Origin of the sequence: Actinomadura sp. 7K534, assembly GCF_004348575.1 — a bacterium.
GTDB lineage: Bacteria > Actinomycetota > Actinomycetes > Streptosporangiales > Streptosporangiaceae > Spirillospora > Spirillospora livida.
Genome location: NZ_SMKB01000089.1, coordinates 1 through 15,552, shown reverse-complemented (window position 1 = coordinate 15,552; position 15,552 = coordinate 1). Strand labels below are relative to the sequence as shown.

The window sequence follows — 15,552 nt, the reverse complement described above, 5'->3', positions numbered from 1 at the left end:
GCGTAACTCTGCGGCGGCGGGCGCGCGAACCGATCGGGAAGCACATGGCATACGACCCCTACGGCTACGGCTCACAGGACCCCTACGGCCAGCCTGCCTACTCGCAGCAACCGGCCGTGCAGCACCACTACTACGGCTCCTCGGCCCCGGTCAGCGCACCGACGAACGGCATGGCCACCGCGTCGCTGGTGTGCGGTCTCATCGGCTTCGTCGCCTGCGGACTGACGTCCATCCTCGCGATCATCTTCGGGCACGTCGCGCAGAGCCAGATCAAGCGGACGGGCGAGGGCGGCCACGGGATGGCCGTCGCCGGCCTCATCCTCGGCTACATCGTCTCGGCGGGCTGGATCATCTTCTGGTTCCTCTACCTGCTCGGCCTCGCGATGTTCGCGGCCGAGACCGGCGGCAGCACGTACTGATCTCCACTCGGCCGGCCTCCGCTCGGCCGGCCTCCGCTCAGGCGAGGCGGGGGACGCCCGCGACTTCCACTCCGACGCTCGACATCAGCACGGTCATGGGGGTGGAGGTTTCCCGCCACGCCTTGACCGCGCGGGCGAACACGTCCAGGACGGCGCGGAGCGACCGCTGGTCGGCGTCGGCGAGTTCCGACCACGACTCGTACAGCACCAGGTAGCCGCTCTTGGCGGGCGTCCATGACAGGTCGGCCAGGCCGTCGCCGAGGTCGTCCCAGTCGCCGGGCGGCGGGCCGGGGATGTCGAAGACCTCCGAGCACAGCCGCAGGAACGACTCCTTGTCGCGGGCGCGGCGGCCGTCGAGGTGGAAGGCCCGCAGGCCCGCCTCCTCGGCGCGCCCGGTCCAGCCCGTGTCGCCGATCGCGCCCGGCACCGGCGGCGTCCGCCACTGGTAGACGCCGGGTGCCAGCCGTCCCTCGATCAGCTCGGTCAGTGCTCGGTTCGCGTCCACGTCATCTCCCGAGAGGTCGTGCTCCCCGCGTTCCCGGGGCCGGGGGCGTCAGCCCCCACCGGCCGCGATCATCCCCGCCTCCCGCGCACAAAATCCCCCAATATGGGCAGATTCCGGCCACATCTTTCGCCACCGTGACCGTCCGCCCGGTTCAGGAGCGGGCGGGAGCCAGCAGGGGCTTCAGGTAGCCGATGCCCTCCTCGCGGACGTCCGCCATGCCGTGCTCGATGCCGTGGAGGACGTCGCTCACCGGATCGGCCAGTTCCCAGAAGCGCAGCTTGCCCTCCAGGCGGGCGTCCAGCGGGCGGCCCCGGTGCTCCTGGAGGCGGCGGACGAACGAGCGGTTCGTCTCCGGCCACAGGTAGCACAGGTCGTAGTCGGGGTCGCCGATCCGCACGTCCCCGAAGTCGATCAGGCCGGTGATCCGGGTCCCGGTGATCAGCAGGTGGTCCAGGCTGAAGTCGGCGTGCGTCAGCGCGGGCGGGTCCGCGAAGTTGCCGTCGTCGGCGAGGTAGCGCTCGTAGGCCGCGACCAGCTCGCGCCCTTCCTCCGGCGCCAGCAGCGGCGCCACCTCGGTACGGACGAGGTCCAGTTCCTCGGTGTAGTCGGCGCGCAGGTCCGCCTCGGGGACGCCGAGCTCGCGGGCGCGCTCGACGGGGAACGCGTGGATCGCCTCGATCACGTCCGCGATCTGGCGGACGGGGCCGGGCTCGTCCAGCAGGCCGCGGTCGTGCCAGTCGTCCTCGTCCAGCGACTCCCCCGGGACGGCCGGATAGCAGCAGAACGATCCGGGGCCGAGCGGGTTCGGCGCGGTGAACGCGAAGCGGGGGATGGGCAGGTCCAGCGTCCCGGCGAGCTCGGGCAGCAGCCTGGCCTCGCGGGCGATGCCCTCGGCGCCGTCCTCGTTGCGCGGAAAGCGGAGGACGTACGACTCGCCCGCCGCCCCTTGCTCCGCGTCGAGCAGCAGTGCGACGCTCTCGTATCCCGTGCCGAGGAGGCGCAGCGGGCGCCCCGCGAGGTCGGGGCGGACGCCGGCGAGGGCCGCTCGCACCTTCGGCTCCCAGTCTTCGGGGAGGGTGACGTTCCTGGTCATTTGTACTCCTGGCCGGTCGGGGCAAGGTCAATGATGGCGCGGGCTTGAGTCTCTAGCGACTGGAGACCCCATGGTGGACGGCATGGCAGGCGACACCCTGTACACGATCGGGGAACTGGCGCGCCGCACCGGACTGTCGGTGCGGACGATCCGGTTCTACTCCGACGCGGGCGTGGTGCCGGCGACCTCCCGTACCGCGGCCGGCTACCGGCTGTACGACGTGGGGGCCGTCGCGCGCCTCGACCTGGTGCGTACGCTGCGCGACCTCGGTGTGGACCTCGGCACGGTCCGGCGGGTGCTGGACCGGGAGATCGGCGTCGGGGAGGTCGCGGCGGCGCACGCCGAGGCGCTGGACGTGCAGATCCGCACGCTCCGGCTGCGCCGGGCGGTGCTGCGGGCGGTCGCCAAACGAGCATCCAGTCCCGAGGAGATCGAACTCATGCACAAGCTCGCCCGGCTCTCCGACGAGGAGCGGCGGCGCATCATCACCGACTTCATCGACGAGTCGTTCGCCGGACTCGCGGTGGACCCCGCCTTCGAGGAGCGGATGCGGTCCGCGCTGCCGGAGCTGCCCGACGACCCCGAGCCCGAGCAGGTCGACGCGTGGGTGGAGCTGGCCGAACTGGTCGGCGACCCCGGCTTCCGGGCCGCGGTGCGGCGGATGGCCGAGGCCCAGGCCGCGGAGCTCGGGCGGGGCTCCTACCCCGACGACCCGGCGCGGCTCGGGCAGCTCACGGGGGAGAAGATCTCGGCCGCGATCGCGGCCGGCATCGAGCCCGGGTCGGACGCGGCCCGTCCCGTCGTCGACGAGGTGGTGTCCGCCTACGCGGACGCCTACGGCGCCGCGGACGGGCCCGAGTTCCGGCGGGACCTGCGCGAGCGGACCGAGATCGGCACCGACCCGCGCGCGGAGCGGTACTGGCAGCTCCTCGCAGTCATCAACGGCTGGGAGGCGTGGCCGGCGATGACCCCGTCGTTCCAGTGGCTCATCGAGGCCCTGCGCAGCCACGAGTCCCCCGCGTAGCGGACGCTAGGCGGGGACGGGGGCGCTGGTGCGGCGACGGCCGCGCCAGCGTCCCAGCGAGACCGCGTCCTCCGCCTCGTCGAGGACGCCGCCGGCCGGGTCGTCCGTCCCGTCCGATCTGACCGCGTCGCCGGACGGCCGCAGGATGTCCCACACCACCAGGGCCGCCAGCGCCAGGACGGTCACGAACCGGGCGAGCAGCGCCAGGTGGTAGACGCCCTGGTCGATGCCGCCCTCCGGCGCGTCGAAGCTCAGCACCGCCGACAGGGTGCCCGAGAGGTCCGCACCCGCGGTCTGGGCGGAGACCGACAGCAGGAACCACCAGATGCCGAAGAAGTAGACGACCTCGGCGACCTGCCAGGCCACGAAGGCGGGCAGCTTCGGGCGGGCCAGCACGGCCAGGGGGAGCAGCCACAGCACGAACTGCGGCGACCAGACCTTGTTCGGCAGCATGAACGCGACGAGCACGAGGAACATCAGCTGCGGCAGGCGCGGGCGGCGCGGCGCGGCCAGCGCGAGGACGGCGATCCCCGCGGCGAGGACGAGGAACGTTCCCGTCCCGAGGAGGTTCAGCAGATCGGTGTCGGACGCCGCCTTGTCCAGCCCGTGCTCCTGAAGGAAGAAGAAGATCGACCCCCAGTCGATGCCGCGGCCCTGGCTGAAGGTGTAGAACTCCTTCCACCCGTCCCACGCGAAGAGCATCACCGGCAGGTTGACGAGCAGCCACGCCCCGGCGGTGCCGGCGAGGAGCCGTCCCATGGCGCGCCACTGCCCGGCGCGCACGCACAGCAGGACCAGCGGACCGAGGAACAGCAGCGGGTAGAACTTCGCCGCGATCGTGAGCCCGAGCATCGCGCCCGCGAGCGCGGGGCGGCGCGCCGACCAGGCGGCCAGGGCCAGCGCGGTCAGCGCCACCGCGAGGAGGTCCCAGTTGATGTACGCGGTGAGCAGCAGGGCGGGGGACAGCGCCACCATCAGCCCGGCGCGCAGCGACCGCCGCCCCGCGACGTACGCCGTCGCGAGGACGGCGACGACCGCGAGGACCGCCAGCAGCAGCGCGGTCACGTTGTAGAACGCCATGCCGCGGGCGTCCATGCCGAACGGCTGCACCAGCCACGCGACCAGCTGCATGAGGGCGCCTGCCAGGACCGGGTACTCCACGTAGTGGATGTCGGTCCCGGCGAACGAGTCGAAGTACGGGATCTTCCCGTCGCTGAGCCCGCGCACGTAGTACAGCGGGTAGATGTCGGTGTAGCAGGCGTTCGTCGTCGTCTTGATGAAGTCGAAGTTCGCCGACGCGCACGGCCGCTTCTGCAGCCAGCCGAGCAGGCACACCAGGGCGGTGAGGCCCGTCAGCACCGGTGCGAACGGCGTCAGGGGCCCGTGCCGGGAGGACGGCGACCCGTCCGCTTCGTCGATTCCGGTGTCGGCGGCGGACATCGCGATCCCCTCGGCAGACGACGACATGGACAGCAAGACTATTGGTCGCCGGGTCCGCGGCGGGCGGCGCACCGGCGGAACGCGACGGCCCGGAGCCGCGGGGCTCCGGGCCGTTCGACGGACCGCCGGGAAACGCGTCCCGGCCTCCCTAGTTGTTGCCGTCGGGGGCGTCGGGCGGATCGTCCACCCCCCGGCAGGCGGGATCGTCGCGGTGCTGCGGTTGCGCGCACCACCAGCTCCGGTCGCCGTCGGGTGGGATGTCCGGGTTGCAGCCGACCGGCATGCCGAACCGGTTGCAGGGCTGCCCCTGGCTGGGCGGGGTGATCGACGGGCTCGGCGACACCGACGAGGTCGGCCGGCACTCCGGCGGCTGGTTCGGCTGGCCCGGCCGGCAGTCCGGCGTGTTCGTCGGGCTCGGCGTACTCGACGGGCTCGGCGTCGGCCGCGCCTTCGCCCACGGGGCGATCTCACCGCCGTTGACCGGGGGCGGGAACTGCTTGATCTCCTTGCCGTCCAGGGCCTTCGTCATGAACTTCTTGAACAGGTCGGCGGGGACCGTACCACCGTAGACCTGGCTGTAGTTGCCCACGCCGATCAGGGACAGCCGGTTCCCCTTCTTGTCCTGGCGCCACATCGCCGACGCCGTCGCCAGCTCGGGCGTGTAGCCGACGAACCAGGCCGACTTGTTCTCGTCCGTCGTACCGGTCTTGCCGGCGACCGGGCGGCCGCCGAGGTTCGCGCGCGTACCGGTACCGCCGGACTTGACGACCGCCTCCATCGCCGACGTCGCGTCCGCCGCGACCCCCTCGGAGAAGGCGCGCGTCGGCTTCTCCCAGGGCAGCTTCTCCAGGACCTCGCCCTTCTCGTTCGTGATCGGGTTGCCCTGGTTGTCGGTGACCTTGGCGATCACGTGGGCGTTGCGGTGCACGCCCTCCGCGGCGAAGGTCGAGTAGACCGACGCCATGGTCACCGGCGTGGTGTCGATGACGCCGAGCGGCAGCGAGGTGAAGGTCGGGTCGAGGGACGGTGTGTCGGCGGGGACGCCCATCTTCTTCGCCATCTCGATGACGTTGGACAGCTGCACCTTCTGCCCGAGCTCGACGTACGACGTGTTGATGGACATCGCCGTCATCTGCTTGAGGTTGTAGATGCCGTTCTCCGCGCGGTTGTCGTTGGTGAACGTGTCACCGTTGATCGTCCGCTTGTAGCTGCCGTCCATCGTGGTCTTCAGGCTGATGCCCTGGTCCAGTGCCGTGGCAAGGACGATCGGCTTGAACGACGACCCCGGCTGCACCTTGCCCTGGAAGGAGTTGTCGAACTGCTGCTTGCGGAAGTCGGGGCCGCCGTAGGCGGCGACCACCCCGCCCGACCGGGGGTCTATCGCGGCGAGCCCGAACTGGATGTCGTTGCCCAGCCCGTTCTCCTTGCGAATCTCCCTGACGGCCTTGTTGGTGTAGTCCTGCAGCCGCTTGTTGAACGTCGTCTTGATCCGCAGGCCGCCGGTCTCCAGCATCTGGTCGTTGATGCCGAGCGCCTTCAGCTCGCTCAGGACCCGCGCCTCCAGGTAGCCGGCGTTCGGGTCGTCCGGGACGTCGCTCCAGTTCTTCTGCGTCTGCGGGAACTTCGCCGCGGCGCGCTTGCCCTCGTCGAGCCAGCCCTGCTCGACCATGCCGTCGAGGACGTAGTTCCAGCGGTCGATCAGCGCCTGCTTGGCCGGGTTGGACGCCGGGCCGTAGGTGGCGAAGTAGCCGGGCCGCTGGATCATCGCGGCGAGCATCGCCGCCTCGGACTCGTTGATCTCGGTGACCGGCTTGTGGAAGTAGGCGCGGGAGGCCGCCTGGATGCCGTACGACCGGCGCCCGAAGGGCACCGTGTTGAGGTACAGCTCCAGTACCTTCGCCTTGTCCATCTCCTTGCCGAGCCGGATGGAGATCAGGATCTCCTTGAGCTTGCGGCTGACCGTGCGCTCCTGGCTGAGGCCCGCGTAGTAGTTCCGGGCCATCTGCTGCGTGATCGTGGAGGCGCCCGCGGTGCCGCCGCCGGTCACCGCGCGGAACATCGCGCCCGCGATACCGGTCGGCGAGATCCCCGGCTCGGTCCAGAAGCCGCGGTCCTCGGCCGCGAGGACGGCGTTCTGGACGTGCTTGGGCACCTTGTCCAGCGGGATGTTCTCGCGGTGGGTGCCGATCCGCGCGAGCGGCGAGCCGTCCGCGTACGTGATCACCGACTCCTGGCGTATCGCGTCCTGCTGCTTCTCCGTCGGGATCGGGGTGTTGGCGTACGCGACGACGACAAGCGTCGCCAGCCCGAGGATCATCACGCCGGCGACGGCGACCATGACCTTCCAGGAAGGTATGTACCGCTTCCATCCGGTCTTGTCGGGATCGTCCGAGCGCTTGTCGCGGCCCTCCTCGTCCCAGAAGCCGCCGCCCCCGGAGCCGCCGCGGCCACCCGGACCGCCCGGACCGCCGGGACCGCCGGGACCGCCGGGACCGCGGCCACCGCCGCCGGGCCTGCCCGGCCCGCCGGGGCCGCCCCGGCCGCCCGCCGCGCCCGCGGGACCACCCGGGGCACCCGGCACGCCGGGCCGTCCCGGACGTCCGCCCGGACCCGAGCGCATCGCCGAGGGCGTACCTGCACGCCGCCGGCCGCCGCCGCTCCGGCCGCCGCCACCCGGGGCGCCGGCCCGCGCGGGCCCTCCGCCGCGTCCGCCCGGCCTGCCGCCGGCGCGCGGGCCCTTGCCGGGTGAGGGCGAGCCGGACGGTCCGCCACGCGGCGCTCCGGCAGGCGTGCCCGAACCGCCGGGACGGGGGGCTCCCCTCCGGCCGGGGCCATCTCCGTGTTCCGGTCCGTATCGGCTTGGGTTACTCACGCGACCTCATCGACTGGGGTACGGCTGTGCGTCGTCCGAGAGTACTGCGGAGCAGGAGGCGCGGGGGCCGATGGCATAAGGCTTCGCGGCTCCCGGCCGTCCGGACGCGCTCGATCACGCCCGCTGGCGTGCGGCAATTCGCGAACATGCTTCATGTCACACCACCGCCTCCACAAGAGGGTTCGGACTCGACGGCTCCGGGGTTCATTCCGGCGGCCTCGTCAACAACAGGAGCGGCGCGATATGCGCCGTGCCCGGTTCCCCTGAGCTGGGTTGCAGGCTGCGCCCGCCCCGTCTGCCGCGGCACGCCCGGTCGCCCTGGTGGAGCTGGCACCACCACTCGGGCGGCGGGTTGCTCGGCGGCTTGTTCGGGTCGCAGTTGCCGTTCGCGAACGGCGACTGGCACGGCGGCTTGTCGCCCCGGTCGCCGTCACCGCCGCCGTCGCCGTCGCCCTGGCAGCGCGGGTGGAACCGGCCGAGCGGGTGGTCGTCGCACCACGGCGGCCGGCGGTGCTCCTTCTTCGGCGGCTTCGCCCACTTCTGCACGATCCCGCCCCACGCCGGCGGCGGGAACTGCTGGACCTCCATCCCCTGCATCGCGTTCACCATGTAGGAGCGCCAGATGCGGGCGGGGATCGTACCGCCCTCCACCGTGCCGATCCCGGGCAGGACCACCGACTTCTTCTTCCCGTCGCGCCCCGTGGCGTCGTTGTAGATCGTCACCGCGGTGGAGACCTGCGGCGTGTAGCCGACGAACCAGGTCGCGACGTTCCGGTCGGTGGTGCCGGTCTTGCCGGCGGCCGGGCGGTCCGGCAGCGCCGCCGCCGTCGCGGTGCCGCCCCGGACGACCTGCTGCATCGCGTACGTGGCGTCCGCGGCGACCTTCCCGTCGAAGACCCGGCGCTTCTCGAACTTCGGCTTCAGCCGGACCGTCTTGTTGTCGGACTCCCGGACCTGGCGGATCACGTGCGGCTGGTAGTAGACGCCGCCGTTGGCGAACGTCGCGTAGCCCGCCGCCTGCTCGATCGGCCGAATGTTGTTGACGCCCAGCGCGAGGTTCAGGCAGCACTTGTGCGGCTCGAGCAGGTCGGACGCGATCCCGGCGTCGGTCTCGGTCTTGACCACCTCTTCGATGCCGACCTTGCCCATCAGCTGGATGAACGCGGTGTTCACCGAGTCCTTCGTCGCCGTGATCATGTCGACCGGGGTGCCGACGTCGTGGCTGTTCGGGACGATCACCGCGTTCGGGTCGTCCTTCGACACGACGCTGCCGTCCGGGCCGATCGGCGTCTTCGAGATCCCCTCGAGGGTGCTCTTCAGGCTGTAGTTCTGCTTGAGGGCCGTCGCCAGCACGTAGGGCTTCATCGCCGAGCCCCCCTGCGCGGAGCCCTGCCACACGTTGTTGAACTCCTGGTCCAGGTAGCCCGGCCCGCCGTAGAACGCCACGACCTCGCCGTTCGCGGTGTTCACCGACACGAGCCCGACGCGGATCTTCTTCTTCGCGAGCCGCTTCGGGTTCACCTGCGAGACGGTCTTCTCCGCCGCCCGCCGCGCCATCTCCATCCGCTTCTCGTTGAAGGTGGTGTAGACGCGCAGGCCCTTGGTCGCCAGCTCCTGCTCGTCGATCCCCTGCCGGCGGAGCTCCTCCTTGGCGCGCATCAGCATGTAGCCGCGCTGCCCGCCGTACAGCTGGTCACCGGCGTTCGCGCTCTTGAGCTTGGGCAGGCCCTGCTGGATGAGCTTGTCGGCGTCGCCCTGGCTGAGCTTGCCCATCGAGACCAGGCCGTTCAGCGTGTACTCGTAGCGGGCCTTCGCCCACGCCTGGTGCGCCTTCGCCTCGGGGTCGCGGTTCGGGTTCTGGATGATGCCGCCGAGGACGGCCGCCTCGTCCTGGTTGAGCTTCCACACGTCCTTGCCGAAGTACTCGCGGGACGCGGCCTGGATGCCGTAGGTGTTGCGGCCGAAGTAGATCGTGTTCAGGTACAGCTTGAGGATCTCGTCCTTGCTGTGCTTGTCCTCGAGCTTCATCGAGATGAACAGCTCTTTGAACTTCCGGCTCATCGTCCGGTTGTTCGGGTCGGAGTAGTGGTTCTTCGCGAGCTGCTGCGTGATCGTGGACCCGCCGCCGGACCCGCCGGTGAGGTTGTCCCACACGGCCCGCGTGGTGCCCTTCACCGAGAAGCCCGGGTCGCTGTAGAAGCTGCGGTTCTCCGCCGCGAGCACCGCGTTCCGGACGTGCGGCGGGATCTTGTCGAGCTCGACGCTCTGCCGCTTCTTGCCGATCCGGCCGATCTCCTTGCCGTTGGTGTAGTAGAAGATCGACGCCTGGTCCTCGACGCCCGCCACCGTCGGCTCCGCGGGCGTGGGCGTGTTCGAGTACGCGACCCAGATGAGCGTGACGAACGCCGCGACGCCGAGCCCGCAGAGGCCGGCGACGAGTTTCCAGGACGGCAGGAACCGCCGCCATCCCGTCTCCCGGGACCGCAGCTGCCCGAGGATCCCGGACTTCTTCTGCCCCGGCCCGCCCGGTCCGCCCGGACCCCCAGGGCCTCTGGGCCCGCCAGGCCCCATCGGCCCACCGGGGCCGCCGGGCCCACCGGGGCCAGGGGGGCCGCCGGGGCCGCCGGAGCGGTGGGCGGCCCGGGTGCCCTTGCTCTTGAACGCCGAGGTGACCTTGGCACCGAGGTCCTGGCCGACCTTCTGGAGCTCGCCGAGCTTGTCCTTGACGCCGGGCTTCGCCGCCGTCCCGAACCCGGCCCCCGCGGCCATCCCGGCACCGGCCGCACCGCCCATGCCGGGACCACCGGGCACACCAGGCCCGCCCGGGCCACCGGGGCCACCGGGCATTCCCCTCCCGGGGCCGCCCGGGGCACCCTGCGCACCGAAGCCCGCGGGCGGACCGTATCCGCCGGACGGACCGCCGCCACCGGGCGCACCGCCGTCCGCGCGGACGGCGGGACCGGGCGCGGTCGGCGGCGCACCCGAACCGCCGAACGAACCACCCGGCGAACCGGAGCCACCGGGCAGACCACCGCCGGGCGCGCTCGCACCCGAGGGGATCGCGGGACCGGGAGCCGTCGGCGGCGCCCCGGCGTCACCCGGCGAGCCGCCGCCACCCGGCGGCCGGCCCGCACCACCGGCACCGCCCGACATCCCGTACCCGCCGGACGGACTCCCGCCCGGCGCAGCGCCACCTTGGCCACCCGGCACACCGCCCTGGCCGCCGGCGAAGCCCTCGCCGCCCGAGCCGCCCGAGCCGCCCGGCAGTCCGCTTGCCGGGCCGGAGGCCCGGTGCGCGCCGGAGCCGCTCGGCGGCGGGAACCCGCCGCTCAGCGGGTCGCTCGATCCGCCACCGGCACCGGAGCCGCCGTGTCCCGCGGAGCCGCCCGGCACGCCGCTGCCACCGGACAGGCTGCCGCCGCCGGGCACGGCGTGGCCGCTCATGAAGCCGGGGCTCTGGACGTTGCCCGGCGGTCCGGCCGGCCCGGCCGGTGCCGCCTGGGCGCCGGGGCCGTCCGCGGCGCCGGGGAAGCCCGGGGCGGATTCGCGGGGGGCGCCCGGAGAAGCGGGGTCGCCGGAGTCGCCGGGACGGGGGACCTGCTGCCCGCCCGGCCTCTGCGACCCGGGTTCCGGTCGGGGCTGGCTTGGATTACTCACGCGACCTCATCAACAGGGGACAGCTGGTTGTTGCCAAGGGCCGGGGATCGCTCCCCAGCTTTGGAACGACTCGTGCGCCGTCCGAAGAGTACTGTGCGGGCTGGTGAGCGGGGGGAGCGTGTGCACGGCGATGTTACGTCCTGGCTGGTCAACGCCCTCGCCGAACGCTGCGGCCGGTGGATCCTCCTCTGCTTGCTACCGTTCGGGGCCCTGCTCCCCATGGCCGAGGACGTACGACATCGCCAGGTGGTTCCATGCGCAACTTTGACACACTTCCACCACATACACCCTGAATTCTCCGTATTCGCGGTCGAGCTCGGCCAGTTCGGCGGTGGCCTTGACGCGTCCCGCGTAGCGACCCAGCTCGTCCCCATATACGTACGTCACATGGGTGAGGGGTTCATGTCGGCAGACGGGACACCGCTCGCCGGTGGGTTCGCCGTGGTACTTGGCCGCGCGCAGGAGGTAGGGCTGGGCGTCGCATGCGTCGTCCCTGGTCAGGGACCCTGACCTCAACTCGGCGAGGACCGCCCGCTTCGCGAGGCCGTAGTCGACGACCAGCCTCGGTCTCATCGTCGGCTCCGGCACCGCATACCGGCAGGGTAAGCGGCGCGGGGTGCGTCCGGACAGATCTCCACTTGCCAGGACGGTCCGCGCTACGTATCTTGTCGATGTATCGCGCCGATACATTGGCTCGATACATCGAATCGATACATCGGCTCTGCTGAAGGGGTCCGGATGGCGGCCAAGAAGGGCGCGGGCGTGCTGGAGCTCGCCGTGCTCGGCCTCCTGCACGAGTCCCCGATGCACGGCTACGAGCTCCGCAAGCGGCTCAACGTCGTGCTCGGCATGTTCCGCGCCTTCTCCTACGGCTCCCTCTACCCGTGCCTCAAGCAGCTCCTGGCGAACGGGCTGATCATGGAGGACCGTCCGGAGGAGCATACGGCGCTGGCGCTGCAGAGCCGCCGCTCGAAGATTGTTTACAAGCTCACCGCCGATGGCAAGGAGCGCCTTCAGGAGCTGCTGACCGAGGCCGGTCCGGCATCGTGGGAGGACGAGGGGTTCGGCGTCCGTTTCGCCTTCTTCTCGCACACCCGCGCCGACGTCCGGCTGCGGATCCTCGAAGGCCGGCGCAGCCGGCTGGAGGAACGGCTGGAGGCATTCCGCGCGGCTCTCGCGCGCACTCGCGAGAGGGTCGACTCCTACACCCTGGAACTGCAGAACCACGGGCTGGAGTCCGTCGAACGCGAGGTCAGGTGGCTGAACGAGCTCATCGGACGCGAGCGTGCCGAGCAGGAGCAGGCCGAGCAGCAGCAGGCCGAGCGGAAAAAGCAAGACAGGTCTTCGGAAACCACCACACAGGACATGCCTCGGGATCACGACCGCTGATCGGCGGCACCGGGGTCGGGTGAAGAAACACCACATGTTCCGCTAGAGAGAAGGAGCAACCGGATGGGTTCGGTGCGCGTAGCCATCGTGGGTGTGGGCAACTGCGCCTCTTCGCTCGTCCAGGGTGTCGAGTTCTACAAGGACGCGGCCCCCGAGACACGAGTCCCCGGCCTGATGCACGTGCAGTTCGGCGACTACCACGTGGGCGACGTCGAGTTCGTCGCGGCGTTCGACGTGGACGCCAAGAAGGTCGGGATGGACCTTTCCGAGGCCATTCACGCCAGCGAGAACAACACGATCAAGTTCGCCGACGTCCCCCCGACCGGTGTGACCGTGCAGCGCGGCCCGACCCTCGACGGCCTCGGCGAGTACTACCTGGACATGGTCGACGAGTCGGACGCCGAGCCGGTCGACGTGGTGCAGGCACTGAAGGACGCCGAGGTCGACGTCCTCGTGTCGTACCTGCCGGTGGGCTCCGAGGCGGCCGACCGCTTCTACGCCCAGGCCGCCCTCGACGCCAAGGTCGCGTTCGTGAACGCCCTCCCGGTGTTCATCGCCAGCGACCCCGAGTGGGCCCAGAAGTTCACCGACGCCGGCGTCCCGATCGTGGGCGACGACATCAAGTCGCAGGTCGGCGCGACCATTACGCACCGCGTCATGGCCCGCCTGTTCGAGGAGCGCGGGGTCGAGCTGCTGCGCACGTACCAGCTCAACTTCGGCGGCAACATGGACTTCATGAACATGCTGGAGCGCAAGCGCCTCCAGTCCAAGAAGATCTCCAAGACGCAGTCGGTGACCTCGCAGATCCCGCACGAGATGGCGAAGGCCGACGTGCACATCGGCCCGTCCGACCACGTGCCGTGGCTGGACGACCGCAAGTGGGCCTACGTCCGGCTGGAGGGCAAGTCGTTCGGCGACACGCCGCTCAACCTGGAGTACAAGCTGGAGGTCTGGGACTCCCCGAACTCCGCGGGCGTCATCATCGACGCGGTGCGCGCCGCGAAGATCGCGAAGGACCGCGGCATCGGCGGACCGATCCTGTCGGCCAGCTCCTACTTCATGAAGTCGCCGCCCGAGCAGTACACCGACGACCAGGCCCACGAGGCCGTGGAGGCGTTCATCCGCGGCGACGTCGAGCGCTGACCGCGGCCCTCCGGCTGAGAGTCTGATCACAAAGTTCCCAAGGGACGCCCTGACAGTGGACATCCACTGTCAGGGCGTCCTTACTTCTGTAGAGAAAACGGTGATGTACCGGCCCCTTGTCACCCTCCGGCCCTAATGTGACACCGCCGGTGACTGCGCGCCAGGTTCCGAGTCTTCGAGGTGAGAACGTGATGGCACGCGAGATGTGCAAGGTGACGGTGGGGCTCACGGTGCTCGCGCTCGGGCTCACGGGGTGCGCCGGGGGAGGTGACGACGCCTCCGCGGCGGGCAGCCCACGCGCCGGCGGCACGCTGCGCGTCATCGGCTCGTCCGACGTCGGGCACCTCGACCCCTCGGCCGTGGCGAGCGTCGGCGCCTACGGGCTGTCCCGCACGTTCGCGCGCACGCTGCTCGGGACGCGCGCGTCCAACGACTTCCAGGAGACGATCCCCGTCCGGCCCGACATCGCCGAACGGCTCCCGACCCGCGAGAACGGCGACATCAGCAAGAACCGTCGCACCTACACGGTGCGGCTGCGCGAGGGCGTCCGGTGGAACACCGAGCCGCCGCGCCCGGTGACCGCGCAGGACTTCGTCCGCGGCTTCAAGCGGCTGTGCAACCCGGCGTCCCCGTCGGCCGGCAAGGGCTACTTCATCTCCACGCTCAAGGGCATGGAGGAGTTCTGCGACGGCTACACCGCCGTCGACGCCAGGAGCGCCGGGGCGATGGCCGCCTACCAGCGCGCCCACGAGATCGAGGGCGTCCGCGCCAAGGACGACCGGACGCTGGTGTTCGAGCTGAAGCAGCCCGCGAGCGACTTCCTCAACCTGCTCGCGCTGCCGTTCACCGCCGCCGCGCCCCAGGAGTACGACCGGTACGTCCCGGACTCGGCGGAGTTCCGGCAGAACACCCTGTCGAACGGCCCGTACCAGATCAGCGAGTACAAGCCGGGCATGTCCTACCTGCTCACCCACAACCCGGTCTGGCGGCAGGAGAGCGACCCGCTGCGCGAGCGGCACGTGGAGAAGATCCAGATCACCCTCGGGCAGGACTCGCCGGAGACCGTCCAGCAGCAGATCGAGCAGGACGCCGCCGACCTCGCGTGGGACCAGCCCGTCCCGACGTCCGCGATCCCCCGCCTCCGCGACGACCCGCGGTTCGCGATCAGGGAGACCCCGAGCAACAGCCCGTACCTCGTGTTCAACACGCTCAGCCCGAACAACGGCGGCGCCCTCGGCAAGCGCGAGGTCCGCCAGGCGCTCCAGTACGCCGTGGACCGCAGCGCCCTCATCAAGATCGTGGGCGGCCCGGCGGTGGCCCAGCCGCTGCACACGGTGATCCCGCCCGGCAACTCCGGCTACGCCCCTGCGAACCGGTACCCGACGCCCGGCGAGTCCGGCGACCCCGCCAAGTGCCGCGAGCTGCTCGGCAAGACCGGCCACCGCGGCCTCACGCTGAAGTTCCCGTACCGCACCAACAGCATCCACAAGCTCATCGCCCAGTCCATCGCCGAGAACCTCGACGCCTGCGGCGTGAAGACCGAACTCACCGCCGACTCCGGCGGCTCCTTCTACGCCGGGACGATCTCCACCCCCGGTAACGCCCGCACCGGCAAGTGGGACATCGCCGCCCCCGGCTGGACCCCCGACTGGTACGGCAACAACGGCCGCTCCATCATCCAGCCCCTCTTCGACGGCCGCGGCTACGGCCAGAACTCCACCAACTACGGCGGCTACAACAACCCCGAGGTCAACGCCCTCATCGACGCGGCCCTCACCGCCCCCGAACCCTCGCACGCCGCCGGCTACTGGCAGCAGGCCGACCAGAAGATCATGGAAGACGCCGCGATCATCCCCCTGCTCAGCCGCTCCCACACGATCTTCCACTCATCCCGAGTCCACGGCGCCTACTTCCTCCCCACCACCGCCAGCTACGACTACACCAGGATCTGGCTTTAAGAGCCCCTTGGCGTCGGGCACCGCGGGTGGTTTGGCGGGGTGGGTCGTGTCT

The 15,552-nt window shown here is 70.9% G+C and carries 11 protein-coding genes; 5 read left to right on the top strand and 6 right to left on the bottom strand.

The annotated features are described in order from the left end of the window. Positions 1–44 precede the first annotated feature (44 nt). On the top strand, positions 45–419 hold the full coding sequence (locus E1266_RS18825) for a DUF4190 domain-containing protein (protein WP_132048697.1): 375 nt from the start codon (positions 45–47) through the stop codon (positions 417–419). Positions 420–456: 37 nt separating this feature from the next. Here E1266_RS18825 and E1266_RS18820 read toward each other — a convergent pair whose 3' ends face one another. Together E1266_RS18820 and E1266_RS18815 are read right to left on the bottom strand one after the other, a co-directional pair. Then, a complete protein-coding gene (locus E1266_RS18820; RefSeq protein ID WP_132048695.1) occupies positions 457–924 on the bottom strand; it encodes a barstar family protein in 468 nt (155 codons plus the stop codon). Positions 925–1,075: 151 nt separating this feature from the next. Then, a complete protein-coding gene (locus tag E1266_RS18815) occupies positions 1,076–2,017 on the bottom strand; it encodes a phosphotransferase (protein WP_132048694.1) in 942 nt (313 codons plus the stop codon). An 82-nt stretch (positions 2,018–2,099) separates the two neighbouring features. Between E1266_RS18815 and E1266_RS18810 the strand changes: the two genes are divergently transcribed. Continuing rightward, positions 2,100–3,041 carry a MerR family transcriptional regulator gene (locus E1266_RS18810; RefSeq protein WP_132048692.1) on the top strand — a complete coding sequence of 314 codons (942 nt, stop codon included), beginning with the start codon at positions 2,100–2,102 and terminating at the stop codon, positions 3,039–3,041. Between the two features lie 6 nt (positions 3,042–3,047). Here E1266_RS18810 and E1266_RS18805 read toward each other — a convergent pair whose 3' ends face one another. The 4 genes from E1266_RS18805 to E1266_RS18785 form a co-directional block, all read right to left on the bottom strand. Next, on the bottom strand, positions 3,048–4,508 hold the full coding sequence (locus tag E1266_RS18805) for a glycosyltransferase 87 family protein (RefSeq protein WP_243718576.1): 1,461 nt from the start codon (positions 4,506–4,508) through the stop codon (positions 3,048–3,050). 121 nt (positions 4,509–4,629) lie between these two features. Beyond that, positions 4,630–7,062: a transglycosylase domain-containing protein gene (locus tag E1266_RS18800; protein ID WP_243718574.1), complete on the bottom strand. Its 2,433-nt coding sequence runs from the start codon at positions 7,060–7,062 to the stop codon at positions 4,630–4,632. 495 nt (positions 7,063–7,557) lie between these two features. Next, the gene (locus E1266_RS18790; protein WP_165966128.1) at positions 7,558–10,146 is read right to left on the bottom strand and encodes a transglycosylase domain-containing protein; all 2,589 of its coding nucleotides are present in this window, start codon (positions 10,144–10,146) and stop codon (positions 7,558–7,560) included. Positions 10,147–11,205: 1,059 nt separating this feature from the next. Next, complete coding sequence (locus tag E1266_RS18785; RefSeq protein ID WP_132048688.1) at positions 11,206–11,583, bottom strand: DUF5318 family protein; 378 nt, start codon at positions 11,581–11,583, stop codon at positions 11,206–11,208. Positions 11,584–11,748: 165 nt separating this feature from the next. Between E1266_RS18785 and E1266_RS18780 the strand changes: the two genes are divergently transcribed. From E1266_RS18780 to E1266_RS18770, 3 genes are all read left to right on the top strand, one after another. Then, complete coding sequence (locus E1266_RS18780) at positions 11,749–12,399, top strand: PadR family transcriptional regulator (RefSeq protein WP_132048686.1); 651 nt, start codon at positions 11,749–11,751, stop codon at positions 12,397–12,399. Between the two features lie 63 nt (positions 12,400–12,462). Then, positions 12,463–13,542, top strand: a complete 1,080-nt coding sequence (locus tag E1266_RS18775) for an inositol-3-phosphate synthase (RefSeq protein WP_132048684.1) — start codon at positions 12,463–12,465, stop codon at positions 13,540–13,542. Between the two features lie 191 nt (positions 13,543–13,733). Then, positions 13,734–15,500, top strand: a complete 1,767-nt coding sequence (locus E1266_RS18770; protein WP_243718572.1) for an ABC transporter substrate-binding protein — start codon at positions 13,734–13,736, stop codon at positions 15,498–15,500. The last annotated feature ends 52 nt before the right edge of the window (positions 15,501–15,552 follow it).

Excerpts from the sequence above, each read along its gene's own strand:
- E1266_RS18775 (WP_132048684.1), top strand. The coding sequence starts at position 12,463 with ATGGGTTCGGTGCGCGTAGCCATCGTGGGTGTGGGCAACTGCGCCTCT.
- E1266_RS18805 (WP_243718576.1), bottom strand. The coding sequence starts at position 4,508 with ATGTCGTCGTCTGCCGAGGGGATCGCGATGTCCGCCGCCGACACCGGA.
- E1266_RS18810 (WP_132048692.1), top strand. The coding sequence starts at position 2,100 with ATGGCAGGCGACACCCTGTACACGATCGGGGAACTGGCGCGCCGCACC.
- E1266_RS18825 (WP_132048697.1), top strand. The coding sequence starts at position 45 with ATGGCATACGACCCCTACGGCTACGGCTCACAGGACCCCTACGGCCAG.
- E1266_RS18770 (WP_243718572.1), top strand. The coding sequence starts at position 13,734 with ATGGCACGCGAGATGTGCAAGGTGACGGTGGGGCTCACGGTGCTCGCG.
- E1266_RS18785 (WP_132048688.1), bottom strand. The coding sequence starts at position 11,583 with ATGAGACCGAGGCTGGTCGTCGACTACGGCCTCGCGAAGCGGGCGGTC.
- E1266_RS18815 (WP_132048694.1), bottom strand. The coding sequence starts at position 2,017 with ATGACCAGGAACGTCACCCTCCCCGAAGACTGGGAGCCGAAGGTGCGA.
- E1266_RS18790 (WP_165966128.1), bottom strand. The coding sequence starts at position 10,146 with ATGGGCGGTGCGGCCGGTGCCGGGATGGCCGCGGGGGCCGGGTTCGGG.
- E1266_RS18780 (WP_132048686.1), top strand. The coding sequence starts at position 11,749 with ATGGCGGCCAAGAAGGGCGCGGGCGTGCTGGAGCTCGCCGTGCTCGGC.